The organism is Bacillus sp. BR3(2024), from assembly GCF_039134555.1.
Classification (GTDB): Bacteria; Bacillota; Bacilli; order Bacillales; family Bacillaceae_G; genus Bacillus_A; species Bacillus_A cereus.
Map to the genome: position 1 here is coordinate 4,459,563 of NZ_CP152433.1, position 16,765 is coordinate 4,476,327.

The following is a 16,765-nucleotide window of genomic DNA, read 5'->3' on the forward strand; positions in this document are numbered from 1 at the left end:
AAAAACAGAAAATTTAACTGCAGTGGAGGGATACATAATGGCAGATCGTCGCAATTTATTTTTCTTTTATGGTGATGACAAAGCAACGCTCGTTGAAAAAATGAAACCAATCTATCGTATTTTAGAAGAGAATGGATTTACCATATTAGATCATCCAAAAAATGCAAACGCTATCGTCAGTGTTGGAGATGATGCAACCTTCTTACAAGCCGTTCGTAAAACTGGTTTTAGAGAAGATTGCTTATACGCAGGGATTTCTACGAAAGATGAAATTTCTTTCTACTGCGATTTCCATATTGATCACGTTGATACAGCCCTTCAAGAAATTACAAAAAATGAAATTGAAGTGCGAAAATATCCAACAATTCAAGTAGATGTAGATGGCAGTACATCTTTCCATTGTTTAAATGAGTTCTCATTACGTTCTAGCATTATTAAAACATTCGTTGTAGATGTTCATGTTGATGATTTATATTTCGAAACATTTAGAGGGGACGGTTTAGTGGTTTCTACCCCAACAGGAAGTACTGCTTACAATAAATCATTGCATGGTGCAGTTGTTGACCCGCTTATCCCATGTTTCCAAGTAAGCGAACTAGCATCTTTAAACAACAACACTTACCGTACGCTCGGTTCACCTTTCATTTTAAATCACGAACGTACATTAACTTTAAAACTAAGACCAGACGGTAACGATTATCCTGTTATCGGCATGGATAACGAAGCGCTTAGCATTAAACAAGTGGAAAAAGCTGTTGTACGCTTAAGCGATAAACAAATTAAAACAGTTAAATTAAAAAACAATTCTTTCTGGGAAAAAGTACAGAGAACGTTTTTATAAGATTAAAATAACCGCAGAATTATGAAATTCCATAATTCTGCGGTTATTTATTTCCCCCGATTGACGCGAACAATACTCTCTTACTATCCGGCCGTTATTCTTGTCAGTTTTTGTCGGTAATTCGATATATTCCGAAAACCGCTCATATATTTTTACGCATCTTTTCTATAGACAACTTGGCCATCTATTACGGTCATTTCTGCTTGTACTTCTTTTATTTCTTCTGCCTCAATTTCAAAAATATTGCGGTCTAATATTGTAAAATCTGCTTCATATCCTTTTGCAATTTGCCCTCGCTTCGCTTCTTTTCCGATTGCATAGGCACTTCCTGTTGTAAATAAAGAAACAGCCTCATAAACCGTTAATCTTTCCTCAGGCATATAGCATATACCGTCAATAAAACTTCTACGTGTAACAGCGCTATATATGCCTAGAAACGGATTCACTTGTTCAATAGGAGCATCTGAGCCACCGTTGCAGTGTAATCCTGCCTCCAGTAACGTCTTCCAAGCGTACGCATAACGAAGACGGTGCTCGCCTAGTTTTTCAATGACTGACGGAAAATCTGATGAAAGAAAGACTGGCTGTATATCGATAATGGCTTGCAAGTTTTTCATTCTTTCTATCAACTCTTCACGAGCAAGCTGACAATGAATAATGCGGTCACGCACCCCTTCTGCTGGTGGATATAATTCGAGTGCATCAATGACATATTCAAGCGATAAGTCACCGATAGTATGAATCGCAACTGGCATATGTAGATCTCGTGCTTTCTTTACTAATTCCGCAAGTTCTTCACGTGAGAAAATCGCAACTCCATTTGTTTCCTTCGCATCTTCATACGGTTCACTTAATAATGCTGTTCTTCCGCCAAAAGAACCGTCAGAGAAAATTTTCATTGCTCCAAATTCAATATAATGTTCATTTTCATATTCTTTTCGTTCATGTGCTACTTCATGGTGAACGAGCAAATGGGCTTTAAATGGCATTTCTTTTATAACGTGAGAAAACGCATTATATGTTTTTCTAAAACCACCATAATAATTTAAATCTTCCGTATGCCCGCCAACAAGTCCGTATTTCCAGCAATCTTTAATCGCTGTTTGCAGAGCTCTTTGTAAATAAGCTTCATCAATTTCTGGCTGAACATGTTTAATTAATTCTTGCCCTTGTTCATATAAAAGCCCTGTTAACTTATTTGATGAATCCCTACCAATTTTCCCGCCTTTTGGATCTTCTGTCGCTGCTGTTATATTCGCTTCTTGTAGTATGTATGCATTCACCCATGTAACGTGACGACAAACTCTCTTTAGTAAAATGGGATGTTCTTTCGAAATCTCATCTAAATCACGCGCATGAACATCTTTCGTATCTGTAAAGTTATTTTCATTCCATCCTTCTCCAATAATCCAAGAGCCCTTTGGAGCTTCTTCCACTCGCTTCTGAACAAGAGTAAGCACTTCGCCATAAGATGTACAATTTGATAAATCTAGACGGAGTAATCTCTCTCCATGCCCAATAAGATGCATATGACTATCAACGAGACCTGGGATCATTGTTTTGCCTTTTAAATCGTACAATGTAACCGCGGCATATTGGTTTTCTAACTCTTCTTTACTTCCAACATCAACGATCGTACCGTTTTCAACGTAAACAGCGCCCACTTTTTCATTTTCTTCTCTCATTGTGTAAATGGTGCCGCCATACCAAATTTCTCCCATATATCCCATCTCCTTTATTTTTTATTGTATAAAAAAAAGCACCATTTCAAAACATGGTGCTTTTCTAAAAATTACTTTTGTTCAGTAGTAGACGTTGTAACTTGCCATTCAATATTAAATTTATCTTTTACTTGTCCGTATGCTGGGCTCCAGAATGTTTCTTGAAGTGGCATGATAACTTCTCCACCTTCTTGTAACTTATCGAATACTTCTTTTGCTTTTTCTGCATTACTAATTTGAATTGCGATTGTTACTTGAGATCCGATTGCATGCCCTTGACCTGGGAATGTATCAGAAATCATAAGATCCGTATTACCAACTTTTAAAGTAGCGTGTAAAACGCGCTCTTTCGCTTCAGCTGGAATCGGGTATTCTGGATTTTCAGGCATGTCACCAAAAGTTTGCATGACTTCTACTTTTGCATCTAAGGCCTCTTTATAAAACTGTACAGCTTCTTGCCCACCACCATCTAAAACTAAGTACGGATTAATACCTAAAATCATACGGACACCTCTTTTTTAAATTTATAAAATCGAACTTGTGTTCGTTTTTATTTTATCATTGATTTACATTTCATTCAACTATTTACTTCACTGTTTTCAAAATTATTTTGACGGAATCTCCATCTCTTGTTTTCTAAGTTCAATACGGCGAATTTTCCCAGAAATCGTTTTTGGTAGTTCATCTACAAATTCAATTTTGCGAGGGTATTTATATGGTGCAGTGAGTTCTTTGACGTGTTGTTGGAGTGTTGGAATTAATGTTTCTTCGTTCTTTTCTATATTCTCTCTTAATACGATAAATGCCTTCACGACACTTCCACGAATTTCATCAGGACTTGCGACAACTGCACATTCTCTTACGTAAGGATGTTTTACAAGTGCATCCTCTACTTCAAACGGCCCGATTGTATAACCAGAGCTAATAATGATATCATCGCCGCGCCCTTCAAACCAGAAGTAGCCGTCTTCATCTTTCTTCGCTTTATCACCTGTAATATAATAATCACCGCGAAATTGCATCGCTGTACGCTCATCGTCTTTGTAATATTGTTTAAAGAGGGCCGGCGTTTCAATGTGAACTGCAATATCACCAACTTCGCCTACTTTAACTGGGGTACCTTCCTCATTTACGATATCGACGTGGTTACCTGGCGTTGGTTTCCCCATTGATCCTGGTCTAATATCCATCCCTTTCATTACACCAACAAGTAATGTATTTTCCGTTTGCCCATAGCCGTCTCTCACTGTAATATGAAAGTGCTTTTTGAACGTTTCAATGACTTCTCTATTTAACGGCTCACCTGCCGATACAGCGCTATGTAGTGCCTCTAAATTGTACTGGCTTAAATCTTCTACCTTTGCCATTAATCTATACTCAGTCGGTGTACAACAAAGTACATTCACCTTATTATCGTCTAATAAGTTTAGGTACGTTTTCGGTTCAAACTTACCGTGATATACAAACCCTGTTGCCCCTGATCCTAAAGTTGCTAAAAACGGGCTCCAAATCCACTTTTGCCAGCCTGGACTAGCTGTTGCCCATACAATATCATTCTCTTCAATTCCGAGCCAATTTGGAGCGCTCGTACGTAAATGAGCGTATGCCCACGCATGTGTATGAACGACACCTTTTGGATTTCCTGTCGTTCCTGACGTGTAAGATAAAAAGACCATATCTTCTTTATCTGTCTTCGCCATTTCTAACATGTCACTCTCTGTTTCTAACGCTGTTTTTAAATTAACCCATCCATCTACTGACTGCTCGCTCAGGACAAATTTTCGAAGAGATTCCATCGCTTCTATATCATCAAACTGCCTAATATACGGCTCATAGCTTACTATCGCTTTTACTTCTCCATGTCCAATTCGATATTCTATATCTTTTTTACGTAACATTTCCGAGCTTGGAATTACGACAAATCCTGCTTTAATAGCAGCAATATACGTCATGTACGCTTCAATTAAACGCGGCATCATAATGAGAAGCTTGTCCCCTTTTTGCAAACCACTTTTTATAAAAGCGTTTCCAATTTTATTCGCACCTTGCATTAATTCAGCGTATGTAACTTCCCTTCGATTCCCTTTATCATCTTGCCAAATTAAAGCTAACTTCCCTTTATCACCTGTATATTTCTCTATTTCAGAAACTAAATTATAAGACGGTGGCGCCAACAATTCTTCTCGCTTCATAAAATATCCTCCCTTTTCTTTATGCCTCCTTTATATAATAAAGAATTTTCAGTTAATTTTGAACCCTCTTCTTTTGACAAATTTTTCAGTTCTGTCGAATTAGTAAACGAAATTACATCGACTTACCGACAAATAGCGACACAACACAAAAAAAGAAAGAGCGGGAGAACCCGCTCTTTCTAAGCCATCATATGGGATTATTTTTGGTAACCGCCTAATTGTTGCTCAGCTAGTGAAACTAGACGTTTAGTGATTTCACCACCAACAGAACCGTTAGCGCGAGCTGTTGCATCAGCTCCAAGTTGAACACCAAACTCTTGAGCGATTTCGTATTTCATTTGGTCTAATGCTGATTCAGCACCAGGAACCGCTAATTTATTTGTGCTACGTGACATGTTATATCACCTCCTTGTGAGTATAGAGTGTGATAAATAACATGACTTCATACACGTTTTAGATATGGTAATTTATGGTTTTAGAAAAGTTCTTCAAATTTTTCTTCTTCCGCCACTACTTCTACCGTTTGTAACACCATTGTTTCTTTGTTCGCTACAGCTTCATCGATCAATGGTGTGAAATCGTATTTCGCTTCAAAACGATTTGCTTTTTCACGTTTTGGCTTCGTCGCTGGGCTTGCTGGTGTGAATACAGTACAGCAATCTTCATATGGACGAATTGAAATATCATACGTGCCGATTTCTTCAGCGATTTTAATAATCTCTAATTTATCCATCGTAATAAGCGGACGAATAACTGGGTAGTTTGTTACTTCGTTAATCGTATGCATACTGTCTAACGTTTGGCTTGCTACTTGTCCAAGACTTTCACCAGTCGTAATTGCAAGTGCGTTACGCTCCTCAGCAATACGTTCTGTAATACGCATCATCATACGGCGCATAACCGTCATTGAATAGCTAGATGGGATTTCTTTATTAATCGTTTTTTGCACTTCTGTAAACGGAACAAGGTGAAGCGTTACTCGTTTACAATACTTCGTTAACTCTTGCGCTAAATCGATTACTTTTTGTTTTGCACGCTCACTTGTGAAAGGTGGACTATGGAAGTGAACTGCTTCCACAGATACGCCGCGTTTCATCGTTAAGTAAGCTGCTACTGGGCTATCAATACCACCAGAAAGAAGTACCATTACTTTTCCGCCAACGCCAACTGGTAAACCGCCAGCTCCCATACGCTCATCGCACATGATATAGCTATAGCCACTGCGGATCTCTACACGTACATTTACATCTGGATTATGAACATCTACTGTAATATCTTCTGTATTTTCTAGAATGTGTCCGCCAATCTCAGGTAATAATTCCATCGTTCTCATTGGGAAATGCTTATAAGAACGGTGTACAGTAATTTTAAATGTTTTCACATCACCTTTTACTTGTAAGAAAGCTGCTAATGCACCTTCTTTAATGTCTTCTAATTCTGATGGTACTTTCATCGCTAAGTTAAACTTATGAATACCAAATACATCCTTCAATCTTTCAGAGACTGCTTCATGATCTTCACCATTTAACTGGATGTACATACGATCGTGTGTTGCATCGATTTTAATATTTGGGAATTTTTTCAGTTTGAACTTCACGTTATCTTTTAATGTGCTTACAAACTTAGAACGGTTCTTACCTTTTGTCGTCATTTCTCCGTAACGCACTAAAATATATTCATATTTCAACATAATTTCTTTACCTCATCACTTCATATAATTTTGGCATCGTCTCTTTTACAATACCTTCAAATTGTTTTACTTCTTCCATTGTGTTTTCTGGTGCCAAACTAATACGAATAGCGCTTGCAGCTGCTGCATGCGGTACTCCCATTGACACTAACACTCTGCTCACTTCATTTGCTTTTGAAGAACAAGCAGATTTCGTTGACACATATACACCGTGTTCTTCTAAAGCATGAACGACTACTTCTGGTTTTAAACCAACAAATGATACATTTAAAATGTGCGGTGCTGCATATGCAAGCGACGTGTTAATCGTTACATCTTCCATCTCTTTAAAGAAACGAACAAGCTCTGCTTGTAAACTTTGCAAATGAGCTACCTTTTCTTTCACTTGTTCCATTGTCATGCGAAGTGCTTTCACCATCGCTACAATGCCAGGTAAATTCTCTGTACCAGAGCGATACTTAAGCTCTTGTTGACCACCTGATAAAATCGGATCTAATCTTACGCCATCGCGTACATATAGAAGACCCGTTCCTTTTACACTGTGGAATTTATGTCCAGATATTGAGCAAAGATCAATATGAGACGCATATAAATCAAGCGGTACTTTCCCTATCCCTTGTACATGATCTACATGGAATCTTATTTTCGGATGATTCGATAATAACGTTCCAATTTCAGCAACGGGCTGAATTGCTCCAGTTTCGTTGTTCACATGAATAATTGACACAAGAATCGTATCTTCACGAAGTGCTCGTTTCACATCTTCTACCGACACAACACCATGCTCGTTAACCGGTAAATATGTTACATCAAACCCGAGTTCTTCTAATTGCTTATATGCCTCAAACACAGACGCGTGTTCAATATTTGTTGTAATGATATGTTTGCCGCGCGAACGATTCCTCATCGCTATCCCTTTAATCGCAAGGTTATTCCCTTCTGTTCCACCTGATGTGAAAATAATTTCAGAAGGTTTAACACGAAGAAGCTGCGCTGCAATCGTTCTTGATTGTGTTAATAGACGCTCTGCCTCTCCTCCAAGCGAATGAATAGAAGAAGGATTACCAAAATATTTCCCAGCAACCGTCACGTACGATTGAAGAGCTTCTGGATATGGCTTCGTCGTCGCACTATTATCAAAATAGATCATCGTTCTTCCCCTTTCAGCGCTATCACATCGTATAATCATATCATAAATACGTGTCATTACGCTAAGACTACGCAAAGGTTCCGTTTTATCTCGATTGGTGAAGGCTAATAATTGTCGAGGATGCCCTCCTATTACAGTTTCACTTTATCCCGCATGAACGGGCAATAAGACTCTCACCTCAAAATCCAGTTAGAGCAAAGAAGTTAGGTAGGAGTCGGGCTGTCCGTAAATGCCCGATTGGTGAAGGCTAGTAATCAATGGGGATGAATCCTCCTACTGATTACAGTTTCACTTTATTTTGAAACGAATAACCTTGCTGTATTCCGCTATTCATTATAGCAACATCGTCTGCAAAATTACACAAAAAAACAAACCCTTTTATGAAAGGGTTTGTTCATTGTCTACATATTCAGCTATTTTTTGAACAACGCCAGGTTCAAGTTGCTCTAATACTGAAGCCGCTTGTTCTAAAGCTGCATCATATTGATATTCACGGAATAATTTCTCAGCATAATTTAAACTTTCTGCTAGGTTTTCATCATGACTACGGTAACGGTTACCGTACTGAATTAATTTTTCCACTAAATATGCTTGTCCAATTAACTCTTCTGTCATTTCAGCCACACCGTTCACAGTTGTGTATGCTTCTTCTAAACTGCTATTTACAGCGTTCATATTTAACGGCTTCACTTCTAATTGTTCATATACAGCTTGCATTGCCATTTGCCCTCTTTTTAAATCTTCCATAATACTCTCTGGAAGACCTGGCAAATTCGACTTTTGCATAAAGCGTTTCGTTTCGAAAATAGTATTTCGCATTTCTTGTAACTTCTCACGTGCTTCAAATTCTTCTTTGCGCATCGCTTGCAGCATTTCTTTATATTCTGCATGAAGTACTTTTAACGTTTCACATTGCTCATAAACCTCTTCTAGTTCCTCACGAATAATAGAGAAGGCAATATCTTGTTCTGCAACGCGTAATTGTAGCATTTCAAAACGTTTCGTTAAAATGTGCATTTGCTTTTCAATTACTTTTTGAGACTCAATGTCTTTATCTTGTAACTGATAGCTTTGTTTTACAAGTTGTGTTTCTGTTTTCGTTTCAATCGTTTCGATACGCATTTCTTCTAAGTCATCGTAAACAGAAAGTGTTTTTTGCTCCACATAATGTCTCGCATGTACTTCTTGTTCCAATTGATCGTAGAAGCCATCTAAACGTGTTTTTAAATTTTCTACTTTTTCAGCCGCTTCTGTTATATGAAGCTCCTGTATATCCATTAAACATGTTTGTAGTTGTTTCGTCATATCGCGAACTTCTTTAGGGACTTCCAAATAATCTAATACATAACCTTGTCTTACCATATCATTATGTCCGTGTAATAAATCTTCCAGCTGAACTGGTAACGTCGCTTGACACTCTACCAATAAATCTGGAATTTGGTGAATAATGATTTCTAAATCTGCTAAACCTTCTTCCAAACTAATAACAATTTCTCTCGCTTTTAAATAGTCGCCATTGTTTGTTGCTTCTTCAAAGGTTTTAAATTTCTCAGATTCAGCGTCTAGCATCTCTTCGATTTTCTGCTCTGCTGCTCCATACATATGTCTATGAGCAAGAACACTCTTTTTCATACTACGATATGTATCACGTAACCCTTCAATTTCCGAGCTATTTTTCTCATGGCTTTCTAACAATTGCTGTAATTCATTTAAAATGTCAGTAATACGATTATCAGCGTCATCTAAACCACTTATGGATTCGTTCATCGCATGCTTTGCTTTTCGGAAGGAGAATTGCGAGGCGAATTTTCGCGCTTGCGCTAAATCTTTGTCAGCTTTCGGAAGGGTTGTTGATACAATTTCATCCCATTCTTCACGCCATTTACCAAACAGTTCTTCTGTTTGACCCGTCATGTTTAAATCTTTTACCCGTTTTAGTTCATCTGCCACAGGTTTATCTTTTATCTCTTGTTTCCACTGCTCCAGTGCTTCAATATCTTTATATGAACGATTTCTTATCACAAGCTCTATCATGAGCAGCACTAGAATAGAGCTTACTACAATGATAACGATCGTCAGGATAGAATCCATGCAAAAAAGCCTCCTAGTTATATCTCTTTTTTTGTCCGTTCCGTTTATGAAATGGAAGGCATTATGTATAAAAAGGGAATTCCCCTATATTTAACAACTAACAATGTACTAATCATACCATGTAATGGTTTGTTTTTGACCTAGTTTTTTTTAAAATTTCATGTTTCTTTCAATGTGATTGTAATCTTTCTCAATATTCCGCCTACCTCACTACCTATCCTCAAATGATTGTAATAACAAACAATCTTTCGTATGGGATACGAAATAAATTTTCCGCATGAGTGGTGGTTCAACAGAAATTACATGTACATTTCCTTGCCTTACAGACTGCTCCACTGCCCTTTCTGGAAGTAACGTGATACCAAGGCCAGCTTTTACCATTGCAAGCATCGGTTCTGCGTAAGATGTTTCCACAGCTATAGTTGGTTTTACACCTATTTCATGAAACATGTTCATAATCATTTTCCTTACATCACATATTTCTGGATATACAATTAATTTTTCATTGTGTAGCTCTTCTATTTGAATGACTATCTTCTCTTTGTACGGATGATTATTTGAAACGGCACAAACAATTTTCTCTTGTTGCACTTCTTTTATATACGTAGCACCTTCTACTACTGAATCGATGAACATCGCGTCAATCTCCCGCGCTTTAAATAAATCTCTTAATACTTCCGTATGCCCGATTTGCCATTCCACTTCGAACTCACCACCTAATATATCTTTACATTCTGATATGTAATGCTCCGCTAAACTCGGTAGTATACCAATTGAAAACTTCCGGTTCTCTTGATACCCCCTCATTTCTGTTTTCACTTCATTTATTTGCTCCAAAATCGGTAACATTCTTTTTATAAATAACTCTCCTGCCTCCGTTAACTCTACTCCTTGCGCAGAACGCTTAAGTAACGTAACCTCTAAATCCGCTTCTAACTTTTGAATTTGTTTACTAAGCGCTGGTTGCGATATATGTAAAATCTTACTTGCCTTTGATAAACTTCGCGTATGCTTCACTTCAATAAACGATCGTACTGCCTCCAAATCCATCGTGCACACCTCTAACAAAAAGTTATAACCGTTATAAGAAATCGATATTTCCTCCTATAAACAATTACTCTTTATACTTATTTCATCAACTTACTATAACGAAATGTAAAGGGGAAAGATACTCTTGAACAAAAAACAAATGCTACTCGGATCCTTTCTATGCTTACTCGCTGTCACTGCCTGGGGATTTATGTTTCCTGTAATGGCAAATGCTCTGCAATTTATCGATCCATTCTTCTTCACAACGATTCGCTATGGATCAGCAGCTATTATTTTTCTTATTTTGCTATTAATTACTGAAGGAAAGACTTCACTCCGCTTAGAAAAAAGAACACTTTCTCTATTCTTTTACGGGACAGTCGGTTTCGCGGGGTATGGTTTTCTCGTTTTCTACGGACAACAACTTGCCGGACCTTCCGGAGCAATCCATGCAGCTATGATTCAATCCCTTATGCCACTGATTGCCTTATCACTGCAATGGATAACGAAAAATCGCCGCCCACAAAACTATACATTCCTTTGTATGTTTGTTGCATTACTTGGTGTTATGCTTGTCATTTCAAAAGGAAATATTCACTTATTATTTGGAGCTGTAAGCCACTTATCAACAAACATATTGATGCTATGCGGCGTTACTTGCTGGGTCATTTATACAAACGGGGGTGCTCGTTTTCAATCTTGGTCACCACTTAGGTACACGACATTAACTTGTTTATTTGGCTCCATTTCACTCATCGTTATTGTTACTTTCTTAACGTACACAAATATAGTTACTATGCCGTCACTGCGTACAGTTGTGAGCGTTCGTTTTGAGCTCTTTTATATGTCGATTATCGCAGGCGTTATCGCTGTATTTTGCTGGAATATGGGAAATCGCTATATTTCATCTATTAACGGCATATTATTTATGAATTTAGTTCCTATCCTTGCACTGATCGGTTCTATCTTTCGAGGTTATACAGTCGATAAAATTGAAATCGCTGGAGCTGCATTAACAATTATAGCGCTATTATGTAACAATTTATGGCAAAGAAAAGTAAACATAAAAATCCCCACCTCAGTTCGTTAGGTGGGGATTCTTCACATATGAACAGCTCTTGGCCATTCATGGTACATATTCGCCTTACATAATGCTTGTTCCATCCATTGCTCAATCTCTTTCGTGTACATTTCTATGAAAAATGTCTCAGACGGGAAAGAATGCAGTACTTCTGATATATATTGTGGATATAAAAACGGCATATTTATCATACCTTTTAATTGCGTCATAAACATTGTAAATGATACTTTCTGAAATTCTTTTTTCATTTGTCCTTGTCTAATCATTTGTTCTATATAATATCTTTCTTTAGAAAAATAAACGGTCATCACTTCACGAATTAATGTCGTATCAAGCGAAAGCTCTCGGTAGAAGAAACGTGTTAGTTCTCTATTTTCAAATTGATATCGTAAAATCCCGCGCACCATTTGCACCATCACATCTTTAGCCGACAAATACTCTCTCTGTTCAAACGACATTTCAATCACATGAATATATCCTTCTAAAAAATCAGTAATAAGCTGTTCTAATAAACCTTGCTTCCCAGCAAAATAATATGAAATATTCGCTACATTCACATCCGCTCGCTTTGCAATGTCTCGCACCGATGTTCCATCATACCCTTTCGTATTAAACAACGATATTGCCGCATCAATTACTTTTTGTTTCGTCTGCTTCATGCGCTCACTTCCCCTCACTGAACAGCTATAGTTTAAATTTCTTGACTTTTAAGACAAATTCCTTTAATTTTCTATCGACAAAGTCATGTGAAATACATCGTATTTTGCTAATATTTTACACATCTCGATAAAAAAGGAGCTGTTTCCATGTTTACTAAAGAAAGTTATGCAGGATCTCGCGTGCAGCAATATGAGACAGTAATTAAACAACTGGATGCGTTATTAACTGGCGAATCAAACGTAGTCGCAAACTTATCAAATGCGTCCGCATTATTAAACCAATTTTTAGATCGCGTTAATTGGGTTGGCTTTTACGTAACAGAAGGAAATCAGCTTGTCCTTGGACCGTTCCAAGGAATGCCTGCTTGCGTACGCATTCCATTTGGACGAGGCGTTTGCGGCGTAGCAGCTGAAACGAAAACAACACAGCTTGTAGCAGACGTTCACCAATTCCCAGGTCACATCGCTTGCGATAGTGCTTCTAATTCAGAAATCGTTGTACCGATTGTGAAAGAAGGAGCTGTCATTGGTGTACTTGACATTGATAGTCCTGAAAAGAATCGTTTTGATGAAGTAGATCAGCGCTATTTAGAAAAGTTTGTGGAAACACTCCTAAAACATATGTAAAAAGAAAAGAGCGAGTTATCGATTTAGTACGCCCTGTACAAAACCGATAGCTCACTCTTTTTTCATTGATTTACAGTAGATATTTTCTTTAATGCCTGCTCTAAATCAGAAACGATATCCTCCCACGATTCTAAACCGACTGATAAGCGTATTAAATTATCGAAAATGCCCATTTCTTTTCTTAGTTCAGCTGGAATCGCAGCGTGCGTCATCGTTGCTGGATGCTGAATTAACGTTTCTGTATCTCCTAAACTCACCGCAATTGTAATAAAGTGAAGATCATTAATAAACGCTTGCGTCTCTTCTTTTCCGCCTTTTACTGAAAAAGAAATAACACCGCCCCCGCGTTTCATTTGACGAGATGCTAACTCCCCTTCTGGATACCAAACACCTTCTACCGCATCATGTTTTCTTAGGAACGATACAATTTTTTCTGCATTATCACAATGACGATCCATTCTTACTGCTAACGTCTTTAACCCGCGTAATAATAACCACGCATCAAACGGTGCCATAATACCGCCAATATCCTTTCGCATCAGGCGAATCTTTTCAGCTAATGCTTTCGTTTTACAAATTGTTACGCCCGCTACAACGTCACCGTGACCACCAATATATTTTGTCGCACTATGCACAACAGCGTCACAGCCAAGCTCAAGCGGTTTTTGTAAATAAGGTGAACAAAATGTATTATCAACAATAACAAGTAAGCCATTTCGCTTTGCAACCCGAATCACTTGTTTTAAATCAATTAATTTCATTGTCGGATTAATTGGTGTTTCAACGAAAATAAGCTTTGTATTTGGGCGAATTTTATTTTCAATATCAACCTCTGTTTCCATATCACAAAACGAATGCGTAATCATAAATTTTTCTTCTAACACTTCTAAAAAACCGTACGTGCATCCGTATAATCCATTTGAACAAATAATATGATCTCCAGCCTTTAAAAAACCGATTAAAGTCGCTGAAATAGCTGCCATACCAGATCCGAAGGCAAGTGCCTCTTCTCCTTCTTCTAACACCGCCATACGTTCTTCAAATAATTTCACAGTTGGATTTCCAAGCCGTGAGTAAATATAAGATGGATCCACTCCCGCAAAACTCGCCTCTCCTTGCTGCGCAGTCTCAAATGTAAATGTAGAAGTTTGAAATAAAGGTGGTGTTAAACTTCCTTTATGTTCCTCAGGTGTATAACCGTGATGAATTAACGCTGTCTCCATATGCTTCTTTTTCATAAAAACATCCCCCTTATGTTTTTATTGCCGCATATTCATCCATAAAAATTTGATGAACGTTTTACTTCATTTTATGTAAGCGTTTTATTTGTGTTTCTATCTCTTCTTCTATATTGTTTTAAATTCCTTCTTATATTAATTTCCAAAATTTATATGCATAAAACAAAAACGTACTCGCTTGACGAAACTCTGGGTAAAAGATATAATAGCGTTTGTGTAAAATAAAAAGGCAGCCTTGTAATGTGAGTTTATCGTTTGTATTTTGTTCCTCTACGGAGGTGTATCTCGTAACTCCCTGCTGCTGGAGCGAAGGTACATGAAAACAAAATGCCCGTAAATATCGATTACGTCTGTTTTTATTTTACGTAAATAAAAACATTTTTAAAGGAGGAGTCAACTATGGCTCGTTATACAGGTCCAGCTTGGAAACTGTCTCGTCGTCTTGGAATCTCTCTAAGCGGCACAGGAAAAGAATTAGAAAAACGCCCTTACGCACCAGGTCCTCACGGTCCTAACCAACGTAAGAAACTTTCAGAATACGGTTTACAATTACAAGAGAAACAAAAACTTCGTCACATGTACGGCATGACTGAGCGTCAATTCCGTCGCACATTTGACCAAGCAGGTAAAATGCCTGGTAAGCACGGCGAAAACTTCATGATCCTTCTTGAAGCTCGTCTTGACAACTTAGTTTACCGTATGGGCTTAGCTCGCACTCGTCGTGCAGCTCGCCAATTAGTAAACCACGGTCACATCATGGTTGATGGCGCTCGCGTAGATATCCCATCTTACCGTGTAAAACCTGGTCAAACTATCAGCGTTCGCGAAAAATCTAACAGCCTTGTTGTTGTTAAAGAAGCGATCGAAGTTAACAACTTCGTACCAGAATACTTAACTTTCGATGCTGACAAATTAGAAGCTACTTACACTCGTCACGCTGAGCGTGCTGAGTTACCAGCTGAAATCAACGAAGCATTAATCGTAGAGTTCTACTCTCGTTAATGACAAAAAGCCAATCCTGTGGATTGGCTTTTTTCAATTCTCACCATATTTTTATATCCCACGTAACATAAAAATTCCAATAACCTATACTCGCATCTAAAACAAAAGGAATAACCTCCCTATTTCCATAAAGAACTCTGTTATATTATGAATTTTCACGGAATAACAATAATATTAAAGATTTTTAAACTTTATAACGAGGAGACATTAATATGGAATTTAGAAATGACATAAACAAAATAGCTAACCAAATTTTAGAACGAAAAGAGTACATAACTAATGAAGAAATGACCAAGCAATCATTAATTATCCCTTTTCTTCAAAAGCTAGGTTATGACGTTTTTAACCCTTTAGAAGTTAGACCTGAGTATATTGCAGACTTCGGAACTAAGAAGGGAGAAAAAGTCGATTATGCGGTTTTTAAAAATGGGGTTCCAATTATTTTAATCGAGGCAAAATCTGTAACAGAAAATCTCCTTAAACACGATGCGCAACTATCTAGATATTTCAATGCCTTACCTGATATCAAAGTAGGGGTACTAACTAATGGTGTAGAATACAAGTTTTATACTGATTTAACAAATGACAATGTGATGGATGAAAAACCTTTCTTCACATTCAGTGTGGATAATTTAACTAATTTAGATATTGAAACGATTGAAACTTTTACAAAAGAAAATTTTGAAGCTGAAGAAATCGTAAAATATGCCGAAGAGCTTATTTATATGACCAATTTAAACTCTACAATTAAAGAATTATTTAAAAATCCTTCAGATGACTTCCTTCGGTTTCTAATTAGAGACTTTAGCTCAACTAGAATTACAAATAACGTTTTAGAGCGATTCCGACCAATCGTTAAAAAAGCAATTAATCGAACACTATTAGAAATAATTAGTGATGGTTTAACATCAAAAGAAACAAAAACATCGGGGAAAATAGAAACAAGCCTAGTTGCAGCTGCTTCTACCGAAATAATTGAAGACATTAACAAAGAAGACAAAACAGATAGAGTTTTCACTACAGAAAATGAACTAACCGCATTTAACATTGTTAAAGAGATTTTAACTGAGCATCAAAGAGATATCAGTAACCTCAAATATAAAGATACCATTAGTTATTTTTGTATCATGAATCGTGTAATCACAAAATGGTTTATACGTCTCTTCCTTGATGGAGATGCAAAATCCTTAGTTGTAAGACTCGATTTAGAAGCTACTAAACAGCTATGCCCTAATTTTGTGGTTGAACAAGCCCCAAAATCACAGGGAGTGAGTAGAATTTTTATTGATAACGTTAATGACTTGAAAGATCTGGAAGCACTTATTATTTCATGCTATGAACAAATTTTAGTTAATGTTTAAAAGAGAAAAATATACGCTCTTTTTCCAACAACCTGACAAAAAGCCAATCCAATGGATTGGCTTTTGAAGTTTATATATAAAAT

At 37.3% G+C, this 16,765-nt stretch carries 15 protein-coding genes; 5 read left to right on the forward strand and 10 right to left on the reverse strand.

Translation table 11 applies throughout. The annotated features are described in order from the left end of the window. Positions 1-37: 37 nt before the first annotated feature. Positions 38-841 (forward strand): NAD kinase, encoded by an 804-nt coding sequence (locus tag V7S45_RS22975; protein WP_000785177.1) that lies wholly within the window; start codon positions 38-40, stop codon positions 839-841. Positions 842-993: 152 nt separating this feature from the next. Here V7S45_RS22975 and V7S45_RS22980 read toward each other — a convergent pair whose 3' ends face one another. The 8 genes from V7S45_RS22980 to V7S45_RS23015 form a co-directional block, all read right to left on the reverse strand. Then, the gene (locus tag V7S45_RS22980) at positions 994-2,562 is read right to left on the reverse strand and encodes an amidohydrolase (protein WP_025689064.1); all 1,569 of its coding nucleotides are present in this window, start codon (positions 2,560-2,562) and stop codon (positions 994-996) included. Between the two features lie 71 nt (positions 2,563-2,633). After that, complete coding sequence (locus tag V7S45_RS22985) at positions 2,634-3,065, reverse strand: VOC family protein (RefSeq protein WP_025689065.1); 432 nt, start codon at positions 3,063-3,065, stop codon at positions 2,634-2,636. Between the two features lie 102 nt (positions 3,066-3,167). Continuing rightward, positions 3,168-4,754, reverse strand: a complete 1,587-nt coding sequence (locus V7S45_RS22990; protein ID WP_000817773.1) for an acyl--CoA ligase — start codon at positions 4,752-4,754, stop codon at positions 3,168-3,170. Between the two features lie 197 nt (positions 4,755-4,951). Then, positions 4,952-5,149 (reverse strand): alpha/beta-type small acid-soluble spore protein, encoded by a 198-nt coding sequence (locus V7S45_RS22995; protein ID WP_000091640.1) that lies wholly within the window; start codon positions 5,147-5,149, stop codon positions 4,952-4,954. An 80-nt stretch (positions 5,150-5,229) separates the two neighbouring features. Then, the gene (gene thiI, locus V7S45_RS23000) at positions 5,230-6,444 is read right to left on the reverse strand and encodes a tRNA uracil 4-sulfurtransferase ThiI (protein ID WP_000922337.1); all 1,215 of its coding nucleotides are present in this window, start codon (positions 6,442-6,444) and stop codon (positions 5,230-5,232) included. A gap of 7 nt (positions 6,445-6,451) precedes the next feature. Further along, positions 6,452-7,594 carry a cysteine desulfurase family protein gene (locus V7S45_RS23005; RefSeq protein WP_000638992.1) on the reverse strand — a complete coding sequence of 381 codons (1,143 nt, stop codon included), beginning with the start codon at positions 7,592-7,594 and terminating at the stop codon, positions 6,452-6,454. Between the two features lie 378 nt (positions 7,595-7,972). Continuing rightward, on the reverse strand, positions 7,973-9,685 hold the full coding sequence (gene ezrA, locus V7S45_RS23010) for a septation ring formation regulator EzrA (protein WP_000377303.1): 1,713 nt from the start codon (positions 9,683-9,685) through the stop codon (positions 7,973-7,975). A gap of 210 nt (positions 9,686-9,895) precedes the next feature. Further along, the gene (locus tag V7S45_RS23015; RefSeq protein WP_000362534.1) at positions 9,896-10,735 is read right to left on the reverse strand and encodes a LysR family transcriptional regulator; all 840 of its coding nucleotides are present in this window, start codon (positions 10,733-10,735) and stop codon (positions 9,896-9,898) included. A 124-nt stretch (positions 10,736-10,859) separates the two neighbouring features. Here V7S45_RS23015 and V7S45_RS23020 point away from each other — a divergent pair, with 124 nt between their 5' ends. Next, entirely contained in the window at positions 10,860-11,804 is a 945-nt protein-coding gene (locus V7S45_RS23020) for a DMT family transporter (RefSeq protein WP_025689070.1), read from the forward strand. 11 nt (positions 11,805-11,815) lie between these two features. Here the strand turns inward: V7S45_RS23020 and refZ are convergent, their stop codons facing one another. Beyond that, positions 11,816-12,454 carry a forespore capture DNA-binding protein RefZ gene (gene refZ, locus V7S45_RS23025; protein ID WP_000814918.1) on the reverse strand — a complete coding sequence of 213 codons (639 nt, stop codon included), beginning with the start codon at positions 12,452-12,454 and terminating at the stop codon, positions 11,816-11,818. A 147-nt stretch (positions 12,455-12,601) separates the two neighbouring features. On the opposite strand from refZ, the gene V7S45_RS23030 reads away from it, so the two are divergent. Further along, positions 12,602-13,081: a GAF domain-containing protein gene (locus tag V7S45_RS23030; RefSeq protein WP_000494340.1), complete on the forward strand. Its 480-nt coding sequence runs from the start codon at positions 12,602-12,604 to the stop codon at positions 13,079-13,081. Positions 13,082-13,143: 62 nt separating this feature from the next. On the opposite strand, the gene megL is transcribed toward V7S45_RS23030, so the two are convergent. Next, entirely contained in the window at positions 13,144-14,319 is a 1,176-nt protein-coding gene (megL, locus tag V7S45_RS23035) for a methionine gamma-lyase (RefSeq protein ID WP_025689072.1), read from the reverse strand. A gap of 399 nt (positions 14,320-14,718) precedes the next feature. Between megL and rpsD the strand changes: the two genes are divergently transcribed. Together rpsD and V7S45_RS23045 are read left to right on the forward strand one after the other, a co-directional pair. Beyond that, complete coding sequence (gene rpsD, locus V7S45_RS23040; RefSeq protein WP_000135315.1) at positions 14,719-15,321, forward strand: 30S ribosomal protein S4; 603 nt, start codon at positions 14,719-14,721, stop codon at positions 15,319-15,321. Between the two features lie 212 nt (positions 15,322-15,533). Further along, on the forward strand, positions 15,534-16,682 hold the full coding sequence (locus tag V7S45_RS23045) for a type I restriction endonuclease (RefSeq protein ID WP_342761501.1): 1,149 nt from the start codon (positions 15,534-15,536) through the stop codon (positions 16,680-16,682). The last annotated feature ends 83 nt before the right edge of the window (positions 16,683-16,765 follow it).

Excerpts from the sequence above, each read along its gene's own strand:
- V7S45_RS22975 (WP_000785177.1), top strand. The coding sequence starts at position 38 with ATGGCAGATCGTCGCAATTTATTTTTCTTTTATGGTGATGACAAAGCA.
- V7S45_RS22980 (WP_025689064.1), bottom strand. The coding sequence starts at position 2,562 with ATGGGAGAAATTTGGTATGGCGGCACCATTTACACAATGAGAGAAGAA.
- V7S45_RS22985 (WP_025689065.1), bottom strand. The coding sequence starts at position 3,065 with ATGATTTTAGGTATTAATCCGTACTTAGTTTTAGATGGTGGTGGGCAA.
- V7S45_RS22990 (WP_000817773.1), bottom strand. The coding sequence starts at position 4,754 with ATGAAGCGAGAAGAATTGTTGGCGCCACCGTCTTATAATTTAGTTTCT.
- V7S45_RS22995 (WP_000091640.1), bottom strand. The coding sequence starts at position 5,149 with ATGTCACGTAGCACAAATAAATTAGCGGTTCCTGGTGCTGAATCAGCA.
- thiI (WP_000922337.1), bottom strand. The coding sequence starts at position 6,444 with ATGTTGAAATATGAATATATTTTAGTGCGTTACGGAGAAATGACGACA.
- V7S45_RS23005 (WP_000638992.1), bottom strand. The coding sequence starts at position 7,594 with ATGATCTATTTTGATAATAGTGCGACGACGAAGCCATATCCAGAAGCT.
- ezrA (WP_000377303.1), bottom strand. The coding sequence starts at position 9,685 with ATGGATTCTATCCTGACGATCGTTATCATTGTAGTAAGCTCTATTCTA.
- V7S45_RS23015 (WP_000362534.1), bottom strand. The coding sequence starts at position 10,735 with ATGGATTTGGAGGCAGTACGATCGTTTATTGAAGTGAAGCATACGCGA.
- refZ (WP_000814918.1), bottom strand. The coding sequence starts at position 12,454 with ATGAAGCAGACGAAACAAAAAGTAATTGATGCGGCAATATCGTTGTTT.
- V7S45_RS23030 (WP_000494340.1), top strand. The coding sequence starts at position 12,602 with ATGTTTACTAAAGAAAGTTATGCAGGATCTCGCGTGCAGCAATATGAG.
- megL (WP_025689072.1), bottom strand. The coding sequence starts at position 14,319 with ATGAAAAAGAAGCATATGGAGACAGCGTTAATTCATCACGGTTATACA.
- rpsD (WP_000135315.1), top strand. The coding sequence starts at position 14,719 with ATGGCTCGTTATACAGGTCCAGCTTGGAAACTGTCTCGTCGTCTTGGA.
- V7S45_RS23045 (WP_342761501.1), top strand. The coding sequence starts at position 15,534 with ATGGAATTTAGAAATGACATAAACAAAATAGCTAACCAAATTTTAGAA.